General features: G+C 39.4%; 17 protein-coding genes and 1 pseudogene. 8 read left to right on the forward strand and 10 right to left on the reverse strand.

The features are described from left to right. Window positions 1-49 precede the first annotated feature (49 nt). Complete coding sequence (tftA, locus tag DSM106972_RS39570) at window positions 50-1,387, forward strand: hormogonium tapered terminus morphoprotein TftA (RefSeq protein WP_127085832.1); 1,338 nt, start codon at window positions 50-52, stop codon at window positions 1,385-1,387. 285 nt (window positions 1,388-1,672) lie between these two features. Beyond that, entirely contained in the window at window positions 1,673-4,699 is a 3,027-nt protein-coding gene (gene sbcC / locus DSM106972_RS39575) for an exonuclease subunit SbcC (RefSeq protein WP_127085833.1), read from the forward strand. 93 nt (window positions 4,700-4,792) lie between these two features. On the opposite strand, the gene DSM106972_RS39580 is transcribed toward sbcC, so the two are convergent. Continuing rightward, window positions 4,793-5,167: a recombinase family protein gene (locus DSM106972_RS39580; protein ID WP_127085834.1), complete on the reverse strand. Its 375-nt coding sequence runs from the start codon at window positions 5,165-5,167 to the stop codon at window positions 4,793-4,795. Between the two features lie 577 nt (window positions 5,168-5,744). Between DSM106972_RS39580 and DSM106972_RS39585 the strand changes: the two genes are divergently transcribed. Next, entirely contained in the window at window positions 5,745-7,601 is a 1,857-nt protein-coding gene (locus tag DSM106972_RS39585; RefSeq protein ID WP_127085835.1) for a PAS domain-containing sensor histidine kinase, read from the forward strand. A gap of 114 nt (window positions 7,602-7,715) precedes the next feature. Here the strand turns inward: DSM106972_RS39585 and DSM106972_RS52340 are convergent, their stop codons facing one another. From DSM106972_RS52340 to DSM106972_RS39605, 6 genes and pseudogenes are all read right to left on the reverse strand, one after another. Further along, window positions 7,716-7,892, reverse strand: coding sequence for a hypothetical protein (locus tag DSM106972_RS52340; protein WP_170213636.1), 177 nt, complete (start codon window positions 7,890-7,892; stop codon window positions 7,716-7,718). A 77-nt stretch (window positions 7,893-7,969) separates the two neighbouring features. Next, window positions 7,970-8,110, reverse strand: a pseudogene (locus DSM106972_RS51780) (DUF6816 family protein); the annotation flags it as partial. A gap of 120 nt (window positions 8,111-8,230) precedes the next feature. Then, window positions 8,231-8,686 carry a restriction endonuclease gene (locus DSM106972_RS39590; RefSeq protein WP_127085836.1) on the reverse strand — a complete coding sequence of 152 codons (456 nt, stop codon included), beginning with the start codon at window positions 8,684-8,686 and terminating at the stop codon, window positions 8,231-8,233. Next, entirely contained in the window at window positions 8,683-9,129 is a 447-nt protein-coding gene (locus DSM106972_RS39595) for a hypothetical protein (protein WP_127085837.1), read from the reverse strand. The genes DSM106972_RS39590 and DSM106972_RS39595 overlap by 4 nt, the downstream gene beginning before the upstream one ends. An 11-nt stretch (window positions 9,130-9,140) precedes the next feature. Then, window positions 9,141-9,818 carry a ParA family protein gene (locus tag DSM106972_RS39600; RefSeq protein WP_158632953.1) on the reverse strand — a complete coding sequence of 226 codons (678 nt, stop codon included), beginning with the start codon at window positions 9,816-9,818 and terminating at the stop codon, window positions 9,141-9,143. 119 nt (window positions 9,819-9,937) lie between these two features. After that, window positions 9,938-10,738, reverse strand: a complete 801-nt coding sequence (locus DSM106972_RS39605; protein ID WP_127085839.1) for a DUF6816 family protein — start codon at window positions 10,736-10,738, stop codon at window positions 9,938-9,940. Window positions 10,739-11,048: 310 nt separating this feature from the next. Here DSM106972_RS39605 and DSM106972_RS54220 point away from each other — a divergent pair, with 310 nt between their 5' ends. Continuing rightward, complete coding sequence (locus tag DSM106972_RS54220; protein WP_233787230.1) at window positions 11,049-11,450, forward strand: ABC transporter permease subunit; 402 nt, start codon at window positions 11,049-11,051, stop codon at window positions 11,448-11,450. A gap of 22 nt (window positions 11,451-11,472) precedes the next feature. After that, window positions 11,473-12,477 (forward strand): ABC transporter permease subunit, encoded by a 1,005-nt coding sequence (locus tag DSM106972_RS39610; protein ID WP_233787231.1) that lies wholly within the window; start codon window positions 11,473-11,475, stop codon window positions 12,475-12,477. A 104-nt stretch (window positions 12,478-12,581) separates the two neighbouring features. On the opposite strand, the gene DSM106972_RS39615 is transcribed toward DSM106972_RS39610, so the two are convergent. The 3 genes from DSM106972_RS39615 to DSM106972_RS39625 all read right to left on the reverse strand — a co-directional run bounded on the left by DSM106972_RS39615 (window position 12,582) and on the right by DSM106972_RS39625 (window position 16,186). Continuing rightward, on the reverse strand, window positions 12,582-13,202 hold the full coding sequence (locus tag DSM106972_RS39615; RefSeq protein WP_127085840.1) for a cytochrome c oxidase subunit 3: 621 nt from the start codon (window positions 13,200-13,202) through the stop codon (window positions 12,582-12,584). A gap of 113 nt (window positions 13,203-13,315) precedes the next feature. Next, window positions 13,316-15,058 carry a cytochrome c oxidase subunit I gene (ctaD, locus tag DSM106972_RS39620; RefSeq protein ID WP_127085841.1) on the reverse strand — a complete coding sequence of 581 codons (1,743 nt, stop codon included), beginning with the start codon at window positions 15,056-15,058 and terminating at the stop codon, window positions 13,316-13,318. A 42-nt stretch (window positions 15,059-15,100) separates the two neighbouring features. Next, window positions 15,101-16,186, reverse strand: coding sequence for a cytochrome c oxidase subunit II (locus DSM106972_RS39625; protein ID WP_127085842.1), 1,086 nt, complete (start codon window positions 16,184-16,186; stop codon window positions 15,101-15,103). A 474-nt stretch (window positions 16,187-16,660) separates the two neighbouring features. Between DSM106972_RS39625 and DSM106972_RS39630 the strand changes: the two genes are divergently transcribed. The 3 genes from DSM106972_RS39630 (at window position 16,661) to DSM106972_RS39640 (ending at window position 20,583) form a co-directional block, all read left to right on the forward strand. Continuing rightward, a complete protein-coding gene (locus DSM106972_RS39630; RefSeq protein ID WP_127085843.1) occupies window positions 16,661-17,611 on the forward strand; it encodes a COX15/CtaA family protein in 951 nt (316 codons plus the stop codon). Window positions 17,612-17,838: 227 nt separating this feature from the next. Continuing rightward, window positions 17,839-18,795 carry a heme o synthase gene (locus tag DSM106972_RS39635; RefSeq protein WP_127085844.1) on the forward strand — a complete coding sequence of 319 codons (957 nt, stop codon included), beginning with the start codon at window positions 17,839-17,841 and terminating at the stop codon, window positions 18,793-18,795. Between the two features lie 159 nt (window positions 18,796-18,954). Then, window positions 18,955-20,583 (forward strand): DUF655 domain-containing protein, encoded by a 1,629-nt coding sequence (locus tag DSM106972_RS39640; protein WP_127085845.1) that lies wholly within the window; start codon window positions 18,955-18,957, stop codon window positions 20,581-20,583. The last annotated feature ends 161 nt before the right edge of the window (window positions 20,584-20,744 follow it).

Below are 20,744 nucleotides of genomic sequence, written 5' to 3' on the forward strand. Positions count from 1 at the left end.
TAACTTAATTCGCCTGCAATAATGATTTTAGCAAAGGAAATACTGAGAAATGGGACGTATATTTATTTCAGCAGCACACGGAGGTAGAGAAAACGGAAGAATTGACCCAGGTACTATTGCTGGGGGTACTACAGAAGCTCGCGAAATGATTTTGCTACGAGATTTAATAGTTACTGAGTTACGCGGTCGAAATTGGCAAGTTCTCTCAGTTCCTGATGACTTAAGCGCACGGGGTACTATTAATTGGATTAATGCCCGTGCAAATTCACGCGATGTTGCGCTCGAAATTCAAACTGATGCGGCGCCTAATCCTTCGGTACGTGGTGCTACTGTGTTTTTCATAGGCAATAATGCAGAACGTAAAACTAATGCTGATTTGTTATTGTTAGCTTTAATTCAACGTGTTTCCCAATTACCTAATCGTGGTACTAGACCTGATACAAGTATTAGTACAGGTGGTTTAGCTTTTTGCCGTCAAACATCTATTGCTGCGCTGGTTATGGCAGTAGGGTTTTTAACTAGTCCCGAAGATAGGAGACTGTTGCAAACTCGGCGCCGTGATTTTGCAGTGGGAATTGCAGAGGGTTTAATATCCTGGAGTCGTGTCATTGACCCAAGTGGAACACCTAGCGAACCAGAATATCCTTCTATCAATATTAATATTAATAGCAAAAATTATCCCAATAGAGGAATTTTAGTTAGCGGTAGCGCTTATATGCCTACTGACTTAGCCGACGAATTACAAGTTGATTTATCTAAAGGTTCTCTCGGTCGAGTTACTTACCAAGGAGCTACTTATGTTAAAGCTGTTGACTTGCGTACTTTAGGTGTGTCGGTTGGTTGGGATAGCGCAACTCGCACACTTAACTTAAAATCGGCATCTTCAAACCAAGAAATTAATGAAATTATGGGTTCGGGTAGAGCATCAGAAGTTCAACTACACATCTTCCTACGTAGCAAAAATGAATCTGGTTCCGTACAGTTTCCCGATATCCCTTCACTTTATATCGAAGAAGCTCGAATTGAAGGTGTAAATCATGACATTGCTTTTTGCCAAATGTGTTTAGAGACTGATTTTTTGCGCTTTAGTGGTAATATAAAACCTCAGCAAAATAACTTTGCTGGTCTCGGTACTGTTGAAGGTGGTTCGGAAACTGCTACATTTGAAAGCGCACGTATTGGTGTTAGGGCACATATTCAACATCTTAAAGCTTACGCCAGTTCTGACCCGTTATCACAAGAAGTTGTTGACCCCAGATTCCGATTTGTAACACGCGGTGTGGCACCTATTGTTGAACAATTATCTGGTCGCTGGTCTGCTGATAGAAATTATGGCGCCAAAATTCTCGCTATCGTTCGCCAATTATATCAATCCGCAGGATTATAGTGCTGAGTAGAAAGTGCTGAGTGCTGAGTATAATAGTGAAAAGCCTTTCCTTAATAATTCCTTAATAATTGTTTTTATTTTTTCAGAGCAAAACTTTTTTGCAGACAAAGAATAGTTGAGTGGCTATTTACAAACGTTAAATCTCTCAAAAACTGTAAACATTTGTAAAGATGCAGTCGAGAAGACTAGAAAGATGCATTATAGATAGTTACACTAACGTTTAGGTGTATGTTTGTTCTTATTCCTTGAAACCACAAAAAGTAAGATGCTACGGATTGCTAATCGATGATTCCACTACAACTTACCATCAAAAATTTTCTGAGTTATCGCTCTAGCACGTTGGATTTCCACGGTTTGCATACCGCGTGTATTTGCGGCTCAAACGGCGCCGGAAAATCTTCGCTATTAGAGGCAATCACCTGGGCAATATGGGGTGAAAGTCGTGCCGCTTCAGAAGATGATGTAATTCATACTGGCAGTAAAGATGTGCGTGTTGATTTTGTCTTCGAGGCAAATCAACAAATTTATCGTGTCATTAGAACTCGCAGTCGTGGGGGAACTGGGGGGTTAGAGTTTCAAATCGAAACGCCAAGTGGTTTTAAGGCTTTAACTGGTAAGGGACTAAGGGTAACTCAAGATTTAATTCAATCCCATATCAAGCTAGATTACGATACTTTTATAAATTCGGCTTATCTTCGCCAAGGACGCGCTGACGAGTTTATGCTCAAGCGTCCGGCTGAACGTAAAGAGATATTAGCTGAGTTACTAAAGCTTAACCAGTATGATGAATTAGAGGAGCGAGCAAAAGAACTATCAAAAACTTTAAAAGTTCGCTCAGATGAGATAGAACGCACCCTGGACACAATTAAAAGTCAATTGCAAAACCGGGATACCATCACGACTCAGCGCAATTCATTAGAAGCGGAACTTAACCAACTTCAACAGCAACAGCAGTTTGAAACAATACAATTGCAAAGCTTGCAGGTTGTGGAACACCAGCGCAAATCTTGGGAAGAGCAACTTAGTTTTGTGCGTTCTTCGTTTGCGAATTTAACCCAAGACTGTGAGCGTTTAGAAAAAGACCGTTTTAGTGTTGGCGCCGAGTTGGCTAAATTAGATGAATTATTGAAACGTGAAAAAGATATCATCGCAGGGTACCAACATTACCAAAATTTGCAAGCAAAAGAAGAAGCTTTTTCGACAAAATTTCAAGAATTTACCCGTACTCAGCAACAGCGTGGTATAAAACAGCAGCAGCTTAATCAACAAATTAATGCTTTAGAGCGACAATTACAGCAAGCGGAGGCACAATTAGAAGCGGTACTGCAACAAGAACGGGATATTCAACAAACACTGAATAAATCCAAAGAAGTTGAAGCTGCTTTAGAAAAGTTACGGGAATCTCGTAATCATTTAACACATCTTGATGATTTGCAAATGCGCGTTGCCCCGATATTGCGTCAGCGCACTCAACTGCAAAGCCATCTCGATAAAGCACATGCGGGTTTGGTAGCGCGTATTGAACAACTAGAAACGAATGAAATTCAATTACAGCGTGCAACAAAACGTCAACCGCAAATTCAACAGGCAGTATTAGCAGTCGCAGCGCAAATAGAAGAACTCGAAAAAACGCGCGTTTATTTACAGCGAGTTCAAGAAAAAGGTCAAGAACGGCGCCATTTTATCGAGCGTTTGCAAGCACAGCAGCGCGAATATGAGCGACTTTTGGGCGAACTCGAACAAAAATTACAGCTTCTCAAAACACCTAACGCCATTTGTCCATTATGTGAACGTCCTTTAGATGAACATCACTGGAACCGAGTTGTTAGTAAAACAGAGACAGAATATAAAGATACCGAAGGACAGCTATGGGTGTTCCGCGAACAAATGGCTGTATCTGACCGTGAAATTCAAGTTTTAAGGCAAGAATACCGCGACATCTCCCAAAAATTATCCCCTTACGATACATTACGCGAACAAAGAGGACAATTAGCAGCGCAGTTAGAATCTAGTAGCGATGCAGAAGAACATCTACATCAAATTGCTGCTGAAAAAGAAAAATTAGAACGTGCGTTACATTTGGGAGATTATGCACCTGACCAACAAGAGGAATTACGCCACCTTGACGAGTATATACAAAGTTTAAATTACAACGAACAAGACCATGCTTTAGCACGTAACGAAGTTGAAAGATGGCGATGGGCAGAAATTAAACAAGGGCAAATTAAAGATGCGGCAAAGCGACAAGCGCAACTCGACAAGCGTAAACCAGAGTTAGAAGCGCAAATCGTTGATTTAGAACGACGTATCGAATTAGAGGCAGTAGAATCTGAATGCGCTTTAGAAATTGCAGCTTTAGATAAATATATTGCTTCCATTGGTTACGACAATAATGAGCATAACAACATTCGCACCGCACTTCGTACTGCACAAGCTTGGCATCTACGTTACCAAGAGTTACATAATGCAAAAACTACATACCCCACCCGGCAATCGCGGTTAAATGAGTTAAGTGCAGCATTAGCTCTTCGTGGAGTTGAGCGTCAGCGTTTAGCATCGCAAATCGAAGCAACTATTGAGCAATTAAAACAAAGTGCTAACCCAACACAACAAATTCAAACATTAGAAGCACAATTAGCAATTAGGCGCCGTCAACTCGACGAACAGCTTGGACGTTTAGGAAGACTCGAACAGCAATCGCAGTACTTAGACACTTTACAAACTCAGTACGGTGAGCAACAGCAACAACTGACTGAAACACGCAACCAACAGCGTGTATATCAGGAATTAGCGCAAGCCTTTGGTAAAAATGGTATCCAAGCATTCATGATTGAAAACGTGTTACCTCAGCTTGAAGCCGAGACAAATCAATTACTTTCGCGTTTAACCGCCAATCAGTTACACGTACAATTTGTTACACAACGACATGGACGCAACGGCAAATCTACAAAGAAAAATGCCAAATTAATAGATACCTTAGATATTCTCATTGCAGATGCACGAGGAACACGTGCATATGAAACTTATTCAGGTGGTGAAGCATTTAGAATCAACTTTGCAATACGACTTGCACTAGCTAAATTATTAGCACAACGTGCAGGCGCCGCGCTGCAAATGCTGATAGTCGATGAAGGTTTTGGGACACAAGACGCAGAAGGATGTGACCGTTTAATAGCAGCAATAAACGCTATAGCTCCAGACTTCGCTTGTATCCTGACGGTAACACACATGCCACATCTCAAAGAAGCCTTTCAAGCACGTATCGAAGTTACCAAAACTCAAGAAGGTTCACACCTACGCTTACTTGTGTAAGGTGAGCAATACCCATCCTACCGTGAAAATTTTCCTCAAAAGGCGCCTACATTGTAGAGACTGTACATGTACAGTCTCCAAATGTCACGTCTCTCAGTCTTCTTCCTCAAAGTCCAAAGATTCGCCAATAAGGCAATCAACTCCAGACATTCTCAACGATTTTCCATAAAGCCTATCTAAAACTCGTTTGACAGATATTCGTTTCCACAACTGACAACGCTTAGTCCGATATCCTTGCTCATTGAGCCAGTTAGCTATCTGTTGTAGAGACTTTCCTGATTTGTGATGACGGCGAATTAGCTCAATTACAGCTTGTTCGTGGGGTTCTTCAACAAGTTCACCGTTAATTGACGTCAAACCAAAAGGTGGCGAACCGTAGCCAGCATAGCCACCGCGCGCCGCTTTGAGTTTTCGTCCTTGTTCTAGCCTCTCCCAGATACTTCCTCTTTGGGAGCTATCTGCTGTCATGATTGTAGGGTATGTGTAAAAGACGTTGCTATTTTAACTTAAATCAGTCAGTATGTACACGCAAATTATAATCATCATTTATAAAACTCATCTATCTAAAGACTTAATTATTACATTAAATCAATATGACTTTGGAGATAATTAATCAATAAATCAAATAATTACTGTTACATCCGTCTTAGAAATCAGGTCTCTAAATTTGAGAACTATAGTTTTGAATGTATTTTTAAATGCAAATTTTAATGTTCAAACTGGTTTTTATACACAGAAATAGTTATAACTATTAGTATAAGCCCGTCAAGATATGTAATTAATTTTAACCGAATAGGGTGCTGATACCTTCATAAGTACTTGTACGAACTAATTTCTTAATAGTGCGTAGCACTAACTTGTGAGATTACGACAATATCATAAACCCTTAAACTACACATAGGAATGCTATAGATTAGACATTAATTTAAGAATGTCTAATTTCTCATCTCTAGATTAACAAGTGTTTCCCAAGTTTAAATATCGAAATTTTGTTTACACTTTTCAAAACAACTTTTAAGTAACTTAATTTTAATAGGTGGCATTTATGTTGACTCGGTTAGTAATCAATACAGCAACCTTAAGTACATTTGATTTAAATAATATTACAAGCTATCGCAGTTTAATTGTATTTTTAGATACACTAATTCTGCTTATAGGTGGAGTAATAGTTAGAAAAATATGGTCGATAAAGCATATAGGTAAAACTATCTATAACTTACTTCCAAATTCGTTAACGAAACAGTGGCAAGCATACGATGAATGGGTAATTCAAACGAAAAAAATATTTGATACAATCGAAGTGCTACGTCAAAGCGAGGAAAGGTTTCGAGTTATTTTTGAAGCAGCAGCAGTAGGAATTTCTCATACTGGTATAGATGGACGTATTCTGCGGACGAATCCAAAGTTTTGTCAAATAGTTGGATATGAAGCTTCGGAACTGTTATCAATGCGGTTTCAAGATATTACTCATCCAGGTGATTTATTACTTGAACTGTCATTACAGCAAAAACTGTTAAAGTTAGAACAAACTAGTTATCATATCGAAAAGCGCTATATTCGTCGTGATGGTACGCTTGTTTGGATAAAATTGTCTGTTTCGGTTATTTGCGACTCGAACGGTAAACCAATTGAGCTAATTAAAGTTATCGAAGATATTAGCGATAGAAAAAATGCTGAACTTGCGCTAAGACGGAGCGAAGAACGTTATCGTTCGTTAGTTGCAGCAACCTCGCAGATAGTATGTATTAGTGATGAAAATGGTAATTTAACACACATGTTCGCAGGCGCCGGATATCGAGTCAAGGATATTGAAGGGTTACAGCGAGTTGGTTGGGTAGAAAGAATTCATCCCGAAGACCTTCCACAAGTTCAACAAGCTTGGCAGTTTGCACACTGTAATAAAAGCTTTTACGAAGTTGAGCATCGACTAATGGATGCTGATGGGAACTATAGATATATGCAGACGCGCGCAGTTCCGGTATTATCAGAAGATGGTAATGTACGCGAGTGGATATCGGCGATTACAGATATTTCCACACGTAAACAAGCAGAAGCAGAATTGCTTGAAAGAGCCATCCAAAAACTTGCTGACACCCAAGCACAATTAATTCAAAACGAAAAAATGTCCTCTTTGAGACAACTTGTTGCGGGTGTTGCCCACGAAATTAATAACCCTGTTAGCTTTATTTATGGAAACATTAGCCATATCCACGAATATACTCAAGATTTGCTGAAACTAGTTTTACTATATAAACAACACTATCCCAAACCTTCGTCATGTATTAATAAAGTACTTCAAGCTATTGACCTTGACTTTATTCAAGAAGACTTGCCCAAAATTTTATCATCAATGATTAAAGGCGCCGACCGTATTCGGCAAATAGTTTTATCACTACGGAACTTTTCGCGACTAGATGAAGCATCGTTAAAGGCAGTTGATATTCACGAAGGAATAGACAGTACACTATTGATATTACAAAGCCGTCTCAGTAGTTCATCAAACGCTCCAAACATTGAAATTGTCAAACAATATGGCGCCATTGGAAAAATTGAATGCTACGCAGGACAATTAAATCAAGTATTTATGAATATTCTTAACAATGCCATTGACGCAATTTACAACTTAGGCAGTCATCGACCAGGTAAAATAGTTATCAATACAAACATTAACGAACAAAGTCAAGTAGTTATCAATATTATAGATAACGGGTGCGGAATGAACGAAGAAACAAGGCGCCGAATTTACGACCCATTCTTTACAACAAAACCCGTTGGTTCAGGCAACGGGTTAGGAATGGCTGTTAGCTACAAAATTATAGAAAAACATGGTGGTAAGCTCGAATGTTCCTCTACCGTTGGAGAAGGAACAAAGTTTACTATCTTGTTACCAAAACAACCATAACTCATAGAAACCCGGTTTCTTCATTGAAATATTGTAATAAAAACGACAAATTTGCGTAGAAACCGGGTTTCTTCATTGAAATATTGAGCGCAAAACATCTTTAAAGTTTTCACATTACAAATCGTCTGGTTCAACTCCTTGGTCAATCCAAGCATCAATTGCTCTTTTTACTTCCGATTCTGTTACAGCTGACCATTGTTTTTCATTGAGAGTTGTTTGGAATACTGCTCTTTTTCCGTGACCTACTTTTTCGATTGTGTGCCCGCGATACTGATTGTTAGGTTTAACCATTTTTAGTGCGATTTTATTTTTTATTATAGCAAATCTGGAGGCGCCATTTTTTCTTAGCTATTGTTTGTAGTGTTAAATTATAACTTAAATTTATACAGTGCTACAGGAAAAGCGGCGCCTGCTTTGAAGTAGTTGAGGTCTTGGGTAGATAGGTAAACTACGGTAACTTGGTCGGCTACAATGGCAGGTTGTTTTGTTGGTTGTTGTTGATACACAGTATAATATTGGGTTTTTTAACGTTTCTAGCATTGCCCAAACTACAACTACAGGGTGTGTAAAGCTTTAGAGCGCGGAGGCAAACTGGCAAAAATACGTGGTTGATAAAGCTAGCTTTTTGCTTACGGCTCCACTATTTTCACATCTTCTAAACCTGCTAATTTTGGTAAATCTTTTTTAGATAATTGAAATGCATCATTTTGTTCAAAAATATCGCGAAGTGTTAATAAATGGATGTTAATACTAGTAATATCTGGGTGTCCAAACAATCGCTGTTTAAATGTTTCTTTGTAACCAATTCCTGCAAGCATGATGCTTATATCTATCTTATGATAATTCAAATCTGAGTAATACATGCGAGCATCATCTTTATCTAAAAATTCGCTTCTCAGTTTACATTGAAAATGTATTTTTTGCCCTTTCTCATTAAACCCAAAGCCATCGATACCATCATCAGGTCCTTCTGGTCCAGGTTCTAAACCTAGTTTTTCAGCAAATCGACGACCTAGCTTTTGTTTTGCAGTATTACTTGAACCAGTTATACCTATAATAAGCGCGCGGATTTGAAATTCGTTCATTCCTGGTTAGTAATTTTAATGTTGTTTGTTTTCTCATTTTTAACTATAATTAATTTTTTATAAAGCAATTTAATACCTACTACCACACACTCCGAAATCTTTTTATCTAAGTTAGCTTCTTGCAGTCTGGTAGTTGTTTTACCAGTGATTGATACTTTCATAATATTTGAACCCAGCCGTTTTGGGTAGTCTTTCAACTCAGTAAAGTTAACTTGCTGAATTTTTACGTAGTATAAAGAATACTTAATAGCTAAGTTTACAATAGTTTCTAAAGACAATCCTGTAACATCACTAAGTTGCTCTAATTTTTCTTCTTGGGCTTCTGTCAGTTTAATTACACTTTTGTCTTGCCACTCATCTTCATTAAATTGCTGCTGACCAATTAATAAAGCTCTTTCAACAACCCCATTTTTAACTTGATTTAATTGTGCTTTAGTAGACATATCTCTTTATTTTAAATATCTATTTCTATTATTGAGCTAAAATAATCTAATAATTCTTCATAGCCAGAATAATTCCAAATATACTTCCTTTCTTTTTTTGCTTTGTTCATTCTAGCTTGTAGATTTCTCATTGCTGGTGCAGCTTTACAATTTTCTGGCTTATCTTGAGATTGTTCAATCCTTATAGAAACCAAATTTTGCCCTACACCCAGAGGAACCACTCTAACCATCGGGGAATAATCAGAACCACAAATTTGATACAATACTCCAAGAAAGTCGGGGAGGTCTTCTAAGGCTGTATCTCTTTGCGAGGCATTAATAGGTGAGAGTATTATATTTGGACTGTTATTACTAATCATAGCGATTGCATCCTCCAGTGGCGCATCCGTATCCATAACTATATAACCATATTCATCTAATTCTGCTTTTTTTATAGGTCGGAATCTTTCTTTCTTGCCATATTGTGGAGGGTTCCAGACTATATCGAAGCGTTTGTTAACTTCTATGAATTTATTTTCTTCGCCTGAATTCGGTTTTCTACCCAGATAAAAACGCCAAGAATCAGGTCGGGGGTCAGCGTCAATTAACAGTATTCGTTCTTTGGTTACAGATAAAAGTAAACCTGTAACATGAACCGCAAGTATAGTTTTACCGACACCACCCTTGGGAAACGTGGAAAGAATTATCACTCTCGTTCTTGAAAATAAGTGCTTTATATTGCTTTGTATTTTCACACGCTAAAGTGTGGTGTGTCAATAAATCAAATTAATATAATCGAGTGGTTAATGCATGTGCATTCCTGCTCTACCTACTTCGACATTGCCATTTTTTCTTGACTATTGTTTGTAGCGTGAAATTCTAACTTATATTTATACAGTGCTACTGGTTTAGTTCCAGCTTTAAAGTAATTGGGGTCTTGGGGGGATAGGTAGACTGCGGTAACTTGGTCGGCTACAATAGCTGGGTATGGAGTGGGTTGTTGGCTGTAAGCGGTTGTTGATTCTACTATATTAAAGTAAGGATTTTTGGCGCCTTTAAATAATTGCTGGAATACTTCGCTTGTAATATAATCATCGGGTGTAATTTCTATTGCTCGTGTAGTAACTATTGATACTAGCTGTAAGTTATTTTTGAGTGTGGTAATTTGACGGTTGGGTGATGGGTCTACTTTAACAGATATTACTGCGTCTTCTCCTAGATATGCACGTGCTAAACTTAAACTGTTGTATGCTCTATCTGCAACAATAGAAGCAGATTTGTTTACAATACGAGGAATTAGCTTGGAACCAGTAATATAAGTTTTTTCTGGTACAAATTTAACTTTAAAACTAACTGGTTGATTTAAATACTGTCGATTTCCTTCAAACCCTGGTGTAATTATATCAGGCGCCAAAGGTGCAGCTAAGTCAACAAGGGTACTTTTTACCAGCCATTCACCTTGCATCCAAGTGGGGTATATTAAATCTCCATTTGCGGGTTGTGTTGTGGTTAGTCTCTGCCATTGCGGAAAATTAGCTAATCGTTGTGCTAACTCTCCTGCCTTTGCCTCACCATTCCATACCAATAGCCCAACAACTAGGCAAAAACTTAATATAAATAACTTTCTCATTCTCGTTGATGTTAGCAGTCAAACTACAAATATACAACAGTTATGGCGCCACTACTGGTCTGTGTCATAAAATTTGGGGAGTAGATAGATTAGCAACGGATGATGAACGGATGTAACGGATAATTGATTTTAAATAATTAGACTTTCTTTTATACCAATAACTCATCCGTTACATCCGTTACATCCGTTGCCAGCCAACATACCAAAACTTATGACACGAACCACAACCCCGAAACATATTGAAAAATCATCCTCATAGTTAAGGATAGGTTAAGAAAACAAATCGGCGGCAAAAGTTTTAATACCCCTTTTGGATGTATTACAATCTATTCCTGTATTATCAATTGCACCTGGTGTTGTTTTAGGTTTAATTGCTTTATTTCCTGGTCAGCGAATTGGTATAGAAATTGCAGCAATTTTAATGATTTTTACTGGTATGACTTGGAACATGGTGTTCAGTTTTTATCAGTCTTTGCGTGGTATTCCTATTGAATTAAGAGAAGCTGCGCGCGTTTATGGTTTAAGCGGTTGGCAACGATTTTGGACTTTAGAACTACCAAGTGGCGCCATTGGTTTGGTATGGAATAGCGTCATGTCGGTTGCTGGTGGTTGGTTTTTTCTAATAGCTATTGAATCTTTAACGTTGGGAGACAAAAATTTCCGTCTCCCTGGCTTAGGCGCCTCGGAACGGTGCAGCAGCAGATACAGGTAATTTTGTTGCCTTAACTTGGGGTTTGATAGTTCTAATTGGAGTGATTACTGTTACAGACTTTTTTATCTGGCGCCCGTTAATTACTTGGGCAGAAAAGTTTAAATACGAAACAGTTGAGTCAGAAAATGTCCCAACCTCTGCAGTTTTAGATTTCTTAAGAAGGTCACCAACTGTTAGGGTTATGACTGAACGAGTTTGGAAACCTGTAACAAAAACTCTTTCTCCAAAACCTCGTAACCGACCACACACAACAGTTACCCCTACTTCTAATTCTTCTGTTGGTCAGTGGATTAATTGGTTGTTTGTTAGTGGACTTGGTTTTATTGTATTGTGGGGAACTTGGGAAGCTGTGATGATGTTACGCTTACTAAGTTTTTCTGATTGGCTATCTGTTATTACTGGCGCCATTTGGACATCGTTTCGAGTTTTTACAGCTTTAGTGCTATCACTGTTATGGACGATACCAGTAGGGGTAATCATTGGTCGTAACCCAAAACTCGCGCAACTACTACAGCCAATTGTCCAAATTGCCGCTTCGGTACCTGCAACAGCTTTATTTCCTGTGTTGCTTTTATTTCTAATTCGTATTGGTGGTGGTTTAAAGATTGGTTCGGTAGCTTTAATGATGCTAGGAACGATGTGGTATATCTTATTTAATGTTATCGCAGGCGCCCAATCTATCCCATCAGAACTATTTGAAGCTGCTACTGTTTATAAGCTTAAAACTTTCCAACGTTGGCGAACTGTAATCTTACCAGGTATTTTTCCATACTTAATCACAGGTATTATTACAGCAGTTGGCGGCGCCTGGAATGCGAGCATTGTTAGTGAGTATGTACAGTTTCAAGGGCAAACTATTACCACTCCTGGTTTGGGTTCAATCATTTCTCAAGCTTCAGCAAATGCTCAATATCCACTTCTATTAGCTGCTACTGCTGTAATGTCTATTTTAGTCGTTTTAACTAACCGCTTAGTTTGGCGCCCGTTGTATCGTCTCGCGCAAGAAAAATATCAATTGCTTGTTTAATGTCATGAGTCGCGCAGTGAAGCATCTCTCATAATATTCGCAATTATAAAGATTCTTCGCTACGTGACTAATGACAATTTCGCGTAGCGAAGAATGACATTCAATTAAAGTATGTACAGTAAACCGAATAAGATAATCCAAATTACATCAACGAAGTGCCAATACAATTCAGCCGCTTCGATACCGAAATGATTTTGGTCGCTGTAATGACCAGGTTTGCGAGAACGCCATAATACGGCGAGAATTGCAATTACACCAATTGTTACGTGTAACCCGTGAAAACCAGTTAGTACATAAAATGCACTAGCAAATAAGTTTGTTGTTAAACCAAATTCAAGGTGGGTGTATTCATATACTTGACCAAACAAGAATGTGATTCCCATTAGCGCGGTAATTCCAAACCACAATTGCATTCCCCGCACGTCGTTTTTCTTAATTGCGGTGTCAGCATTATGGATAACAAAGCTGCTAGCTATTAGGTTAACGGTGTTAATACCAGGTAGTAGTAACTCAAGTTCGGGGGTTCCTTCGGGTGGAAAAACGGGTAGCACAGACCTAAAGGCAAGATAGGCGCCGAATAAGCCCATAAAAATCATACCTTCAGCAATTAGGAAGAAAACAAGTCCAAACATACGATGGTCTGGGTGTTCTTCGTGATGCGCTTCAGTTGTTGTATGGTGATGATTTAACTCGGTTTGCTTTGGGTCAATAGTTTGACTTTGCATGAAGATTTATTATTTAAAGAACAGGAGATTTTCATAGGGGGCGGGGAAGAGGGGCGGGTTTATTAGATAGTAAACTTTGTTTTAGGATATCTGTTAACCCGCCCTTACTAGCTTTATCGTTCGTCAGTTTTTGCTGCTATTGATGGATATGGTTCGTCAGGGTCTGCCCGTAGTACAGAGTTTGTGCCTGCCGATGTTAGTGGGTCACCGCTTTCCATCGGTACGCCGTATTTGGCATTTTCTAAACCGTAGTCGTAGGGACCTGTTGCTAATACAGGAATTCCTTCAAAATTCTCAATTGCTGGTGGCGAAGTTGTCATCCACTCTAGGGTGAGACTTCTCCAAGGGTTGTCACCTGCTTTTTCGCCATACAACCAACTCCAAGCCATGTTAACAATAAAGGGCAAGGTTGAGATAGCAAGAAGATAAGAACCGTAAGTGCAAATTTCGTTTACTGATGTAAATTTTGGGTCGTACTGAGCAATACGACGGTTCATACCCATCAAACCTAGTTTGTGCATGGGTAAGAAGGTCATGTTCAAACCAACAATTGTTAAGGCAAAGTGAACTTTACCCCAAAACTCGTTGAACATCCGTCCGGTCATTTTGGGGAACCAATGATAAATTCCTGCGAAAATGCCGAGAACGCTACCACCAAATAATACGTAGTGAAGGTGGGCAACTACAAAGTATGTATCGTGAACGTGAATATCAAATGGTACAGCCGCAAGCATTACACCACTGATACCACCAATAACGAATGTACCAACAAACCCCATAGCAAAAAGCATTGGAGTGTTGAGTTGAATTTTACCGCCCCACATTGTCGCCAACCAGCTAAATATTTTGATACCAGTAGGTACGGCGATAATCATGGTGGTAATCATGAAAAACATCCGTAACCAACCTGGAATACCACTGGTAAACATGTGGTGCGCCCAAACTATTAATCCAAGGAAGCTGATAGCTAAACTTGAATAGGCAATAGCTTTGTAACCAAATATTGGCTTACGCGCGTGGGTAGGAATAATTTCGGAGATAGCCCCAAAGAAGGGCAAAATCATAATGTATACGGCTGGGTGGGAGTAGAACCAAAACATGTGCTGGTAAACTACTGGGTCACCACCACCCGTAGGATTAAAAAATGTCGTTCCGGCAATTAAGTCAAACGACAGCAAAATTAAACCTGCTGCTAATACTGGGGTAGAAACTAATACCAATGCCGAAGTTGCGAGCATTGCCCAGCAAAATAATGGCATTTGGTGGAAACCCATTCCCGGTATACGCATTTTGAGCAGCGTTACAAGGAAATTAATCGCCCCTAAAATTGACGATGTTCCCAGTAACAAAACGCTCAAAATCCAAATCATTTCCCCTACCTGCCCTGTAACTAGTGACAGTGGGGGGTATGAAGTCCAGCCTGCATCTGGTGCGTCTCCGACAGCTAAACTACTAATCAGTAGCAAACCGCCTATAGGAATCATCCAAAATGCAACAGCGTTGAGACGCGGGAATGCCATATCTTTGGCGCCAATCATTAGGGGTATTAAATAATTGGCAAATCCGGCGCCGACAGGCACAATCCACAAGAAAATCATGATTGTGGCGTGCAATGTAAATAAGCTGTTATACAGTTCTGGGCTGACGAAATCGCTTTCTGGAGTTCGCAACTCGGTACGAACCAAGTCAGCCATTACCCCACCAATACAATAAAAAATGAAGCTGGTAACAATGTACTGAATACCAATAACCTTATGGTCGGTGCTAAAGGTGAAAAACTCCCACCATTTTCTAACACCAGGTTCTTCAATCTTTGCTGGAATATTCGCAGCTTCCTGAATTTTTGCTTGTGCCATAAAGGAAAGAAATTATCGTAGTAAGTACTTTAGTGCTTACAACTAATGATGAATTTGATGTAATACTTCGTTTGATTCAATTCCCATGTGCTGGGTATAAGGCGCCAAGAAATCAGAAACTGATTTATCTGTAGGATTCATAGCTACAGCTTGATTAAGGGTTTCTCGACTAGCAACTAATTGCTCTTGTATCCAATTATCGTACTCTTGTTTCGTTTGTACTACGACAGTTGTGTGCATGGCGCCGTGGTAAGGGCCGCACAACTCAGCACAAATTAAAGGATAATCGCCTTCTTTTTGTGGAGTAAAACGAATTTCTGTTTGGCGACCAGGAATTATGTCTTGCTTAAGTCGAAACTCTGGAACCCAAAATGCATGGATAACATCGTTAGCACTCATTTCTAACTTGACTTCGCGTCCAATGGGAACGTGGAGTTCGCCACTTGTTACACCTGCTTCAGGATAAGTAAAAATGAAGGCGTATTGTAAACCTGTGACATTAACTACTAATTCAGGCGCCTTTCCTTCTTTATCGGGAGTGGCGCCTAATCTTGGAGAACTGATCCCCATACCTGGAGCATCGTTTTTCTGGGGTATTTGGTCGGCATTGCGAACTGCAGCAGTTGCGGGGTCAAGATTAGCCTCGTCTGACTGTTCCTGGTTGCGGTTAGGTTGGTCAGTGGGTGGAGTATCATTTAACGTCGCCGCTATTGCCGCACCTGGCATTTTCATTGCTTCAGGAGACATTGGCGCCGCATGTGCCGCATGGGGATCAAAACCACCCATGTCGTTGTACACTTCAAAGCTGTATACAGATATACCAATAACAATAATTGCTGGAATCGCAGTCCACAGAATTTCTAATGGGACGTTCCCGTGTACTGGGGCGCCGTCTGTTTCATCTCCGGCTTTGCGGCGATACTTAAAAGCGCTGTAAATTAAAATACCTTCAACTAAGACGAAGATACCAACAGAGACGGTCATCATGGTATTGAACAAACCGTCAATGAGAAAGGCTTCACTACTAGCAGCGGTTGGTAACAAGCCATGATTTTGACCGTACCAAAGGCTGACAAGGGTCAGCAGAATGCCAATAAGTAAAGTCCAGATTGAACTTGGAATTTTCACGGTGGATTTACGCTCTCCGACTTAACTAATGCATGGAACTAACTGCCCACTCTCTACTACGGTAATCCAGCCTATACGACATGGAGTAATAGAAGGTGAAATAATTATTAATTTTTTAGGGTTGAGTTAGATAGTCAAATATGTGAAAACCCTTTGGCATAACTTACTCCTGGGTGTGTATTTGAGTAAAAAGACGCACCCACTAGAATAATGGTTGTTGTGTGCTGCTTATAAACTAAAAAATATCTAAAGCTTTTGGCAAGGTCGTAATGACTTATCTTTAGATTGATTAGTAGCAAACAGTAAAAGTTTATCTCCAACCCGAAATCTATGAGCTAGGGTGTAGGTAAGCAGAACACAATTTTTGTAAACTTCTTAGATTAATATTGCTTATTAATCAAATTGTCCGTTCGTTACTAAATAAATTACGTTCGGTTAGTATAGTCTACGAGTAGTGGGCAAAAGGTATCATTCATGAGCGAGTTTGTCCTTGAACAAAATGAACAACGAAATATAGCGGCAGAAACTCAACCAGTTGAGCGAACTCGTCGCTTGGTCTGGAAGATTTCTATTGCCACACTGATTCTAATCGCGATTGGCAGTGCCACTCGTGTAATGAACGCTGGACTCGCTTGTCCTGACTGGCCTCTGTGCTACGGTGAACTTGTTCCAGCCAAACAAATGAATCTTCAAGTCTTCTTGGAGTGGTTTCATCGATTGGATGCTTCGCTAATCGGTCTAAGTGCCATCGTACTAGTGTTTTTAAGCTGGTGGAAACGGCGCCATCTTCCCAATTGGCTACCCATAGCATCGACATTTGCCTTATTCCTAATTGTTTTCCAAGGTGTATTAGGTGGTCTAACAGTTACTCAATTGTTACGATTCGACATTGTGACGGCACACCTAGGAACGGCATTATTATTCTTCATAACTCTGCTAATCATCGGTACAGCTTTGACACCATACCAGGGGACTGGAACTGTCGGCAAGCTACCTTGGATAGGTTTAACTGCTGCGATTTTGGTGTATGTTCAAAGTTTGCTAGGCGCCGTTGTTGGGTCACGTTGGGCACTTCACCAATGTTTTGCAGGATACCAACTCTGCGGTGTCATGTATAGCCACATTTTTGGCTTGATACCGCCAACAGTAGCAATTGTGTCTTTAGTTGTAATGGCATGGCGAACTCCAGCGTTACACCCAGCTTTACGAAAACTAGCAAACTATGCAGGTGGATTGCTTGTTCTACAAATTTTGTTAGGTGTCGCCACATTTAGACTACATCTTCAAGTTGAACCGCTGACTGTATTGCACTCAACAATAGGCGCCACATTGTTAGGAACGCTAGTTGTCTTCACTGTTTTAGCAATGCGTGATGCACAAACAAATAAACAAACAGAACTAGCAATAACAGCAACAGCCCAGTAAAAAGAACAAGTTCACCTCTTACAGAATCAAATTCATAAAAAGAGAGAAATTAGAAGAGTTAGGAGTGCTGAGTGCTGAGTGCTGAGTGCTGAGTGCTGAGTGCTAAGTGCTGAGTGCTGAGTGCTGAGTAGTAAATTATAACTGCTAATTCCTCACTCCTAATTCCTAACTCCTAACTCCTAACTCCTAACTATTCAGTTATTTATAAATAAGGAACTAGTGCCAAAATGATTGAGACTAATGTCTCGAGACACCACCAAACTTTTTTAGAAGTGGTTCAGAGCTACTATTTGCTCACTAAACCCCGTATTATCCCATTACTACTAATTACCACCGCTGGCAGCATGTGGATTGCCGCCAAAGGACAAGTAGACCCATTACTGTTGTTAGTAACTCTAGCTGGTGGTACTCTCGCGGCAGCTAGTGCCCAAACAATCAATTGCGTTTACGACCGGGATATTGATTATGACATGGAGCGCACGCGCCATCGTCCCTTACCTTCAGGCAAAGTTCAATCACGCGATGCTTTAATTTTTGCTGCTGTCCTCGCAATTCTTTCTTTTACGCTTTTATCTGTTTTCGCTAATTTGCTTGCTGCACTTTTAGCAATGTCAGGTATTGTATTTTACGTATTGATTTACACGCACCTTCTCAAGCGTCATAGTACTCAAAATATTGTAATTGGTGGCGCCGCTGGTGCAATTCCGGCTTTAGTTGGTTGGGCAGCAGTGACAGGAACCCTTAGCTGGGCTGCATGGTTAATTTTTGCTATCGTCTTCGTTTGGACACCTCCCCATTTCTGGGCATTGGCGTTAATGATTCGGGATGATTACGCAAAAGTTGGTATTCCAATGCTACCAGTAGTTGCAGGTGCCAAAGCTACAGTACAACAAATTTGGTATTATACCTTAATAACAGTATTGGCAAGTCTCCTACTAATTTATCCCTTGCATGAGACAGGATTTATTTATGGTGCAATAGCAGCATCTCTAGGTGGTGTATTCATACATAAAGCTTGGAAATTATTACACAATCCAGAAGATAAACCCACGGCAAAAGCATTGTTTCTCTATTCGATTTCTTACATGATGTTACTTTGCTTAGGTATGGTTGTCGATAGTCTCCCCATCACTCATCATGCAGTGAATTTCGCGGTTAGTAAATTACATTTGCTCGTTGGGTAATATTTTCTATGCGTGGAAATCACACATTGTAAAAATCACGCAATTGTAGAGACGCGACATGTAACGTCTCTACATTTATTTGTGTGATGTTATTTTTCGCATAATTTTGGGAAATATAAATTTGTAAATTGGTTTCCCAAGATTTTAACGAAAATAATAATGAATTTCAAATTAATAAAAAAGTATATATCTTGTTCTTTTATACTCATTCTCACAGGGTGTCAGAATAGTTGTCAGCAAAAAAAGATAGAACAAACCAAACTATTACCACTACCTCAAGACCCATTGATTCAAGTCTATTTAAATCATTCCGAAACTTTAGAATATCAAGAACCTTATAAAGATAAAAAGCGTCAGGGTAATGATTTAGAAAAACAAATAGTTGATATAATAATGGGCGCCAAGTCTCAAGTAGATATAGCAGTACAAGAGCTACGCTTACCAAAAATAGCCCAAGCTATAGCAGCAAAGCAGAAAGCAGGGGTAAAAGTTAGATTAATTATAGAAAACACATACAATCGTCCGATTAGTAGTTTATCACCCCAAGAAGTCAAAAAGCTCAAACCAAGGGAAGCGCAGAAGTATAAAGAATATCGTAGTTTTGTTGACATCAATCAAGATGGTAAACTAGATACGAAAGAAATAGAACAGCGTGATGCTTTAGTAATTCTCGACAAAGCCAAAGTCACAAAACTCGATGATACGTCAGATGGTAGTCGTGGTAGTGACTTGATGCATCATAAATTTGTTATAGTCGATAACCGTTTTGTTATTGTCACATCAGCAAACTTTACACTTTCAGATGTTCACGGTGACTATACAAAACCAGAAACTTTGGGAAATGCCAACAACTTATTAAAAATTGACAGTCCTGATATCGCAGCACTATTTACAGAAGAATTTAATTTGATGTGGGGAAGTGGGGGTAAAACTAGTCAAAAATTTGGACTGAAAAAACCAATACGGGCGCCAAGAACAATCAAAATAGGAGATAGTACAGTTACAGTTCACTTTTCACCGACTTCCCCAACCCAACCCTGGACAAATAGTAGTAATGGATTAATAAATACAAATTTATCAGCAGCTACCAAATCTGTAGACATGGCGTTGTTTGTTTTTTCCGAACAACGACTAGCTAATATCTTAGAATGGCGCCATCAACAAAACGTTCAAATTAGAGCATTACTCGAAAAAAGCTTTGCATATCGTTCTTATAGTGAAGGGTTAGACATGATGGGTCTGGCACTTAGCGACAAATGTAAGTATGAAGTTGATAATAAACCTTGGCGCCAACCCATCACTACCGTTGCTATACCCTCATTACAACAAGGTGACTTATTACACCATAAATTTGGTGTTATCGATAATCAAACAGTTATTACAGGTTCACACAACTGGTCAGAAGCAGCTAATAGTGGCAACGACGAAACACTTTTAGTAATTCAAAACCCCGTTATCGCTGCTCACTACACGCGCGAATTTGAAAGATTATACAAAAAATCACAACCTGGAATACCACAAAAAATTCAGCAAAAAATCAAATCTCAACAAAAACAATGTCAGAAAATAGAGTCACCATCAACGATAGAAAATAAATCTGTGCAGGTTAATTTAAATACTGCAACTCTTGCTGAAATTGAAGCACTACCTGGTATCGGTAAAAAAACAGCACAGCGAATTATTGACGCACGACAACTAAAACCTTTTACATCATTAAAAGATTTGGAACGAGTAAAGGGATTAAATTATAATAAATTACAAAGATTACAAGGTTATGTAAGTTGGTAATCTTTATAGGTACTGTCTTCAGGAACGTGACCCAACAAAAATCCCGCATACGACTTAGAGGATGTTTGAAAAGTTGGCTCAGGTATAAATTGTCATTCTGAGTGGAGTCTTACGGAACGTAATGCGGAGCATTTGCCGCAGGCTAGAATCTAGGGTTTTGA

This window comes from Dulcicalothrix desertica PCC 7102 (assembly GCF_003991905.1).
GTDB classification, from domain to species: domain Bacteria; phylum Cyanobacteriota; class Cyanobacteriia; order Cyanobacteriales; family Nostocaceae; genus Dulcicalothrix; species Dulcicalothrix desertica.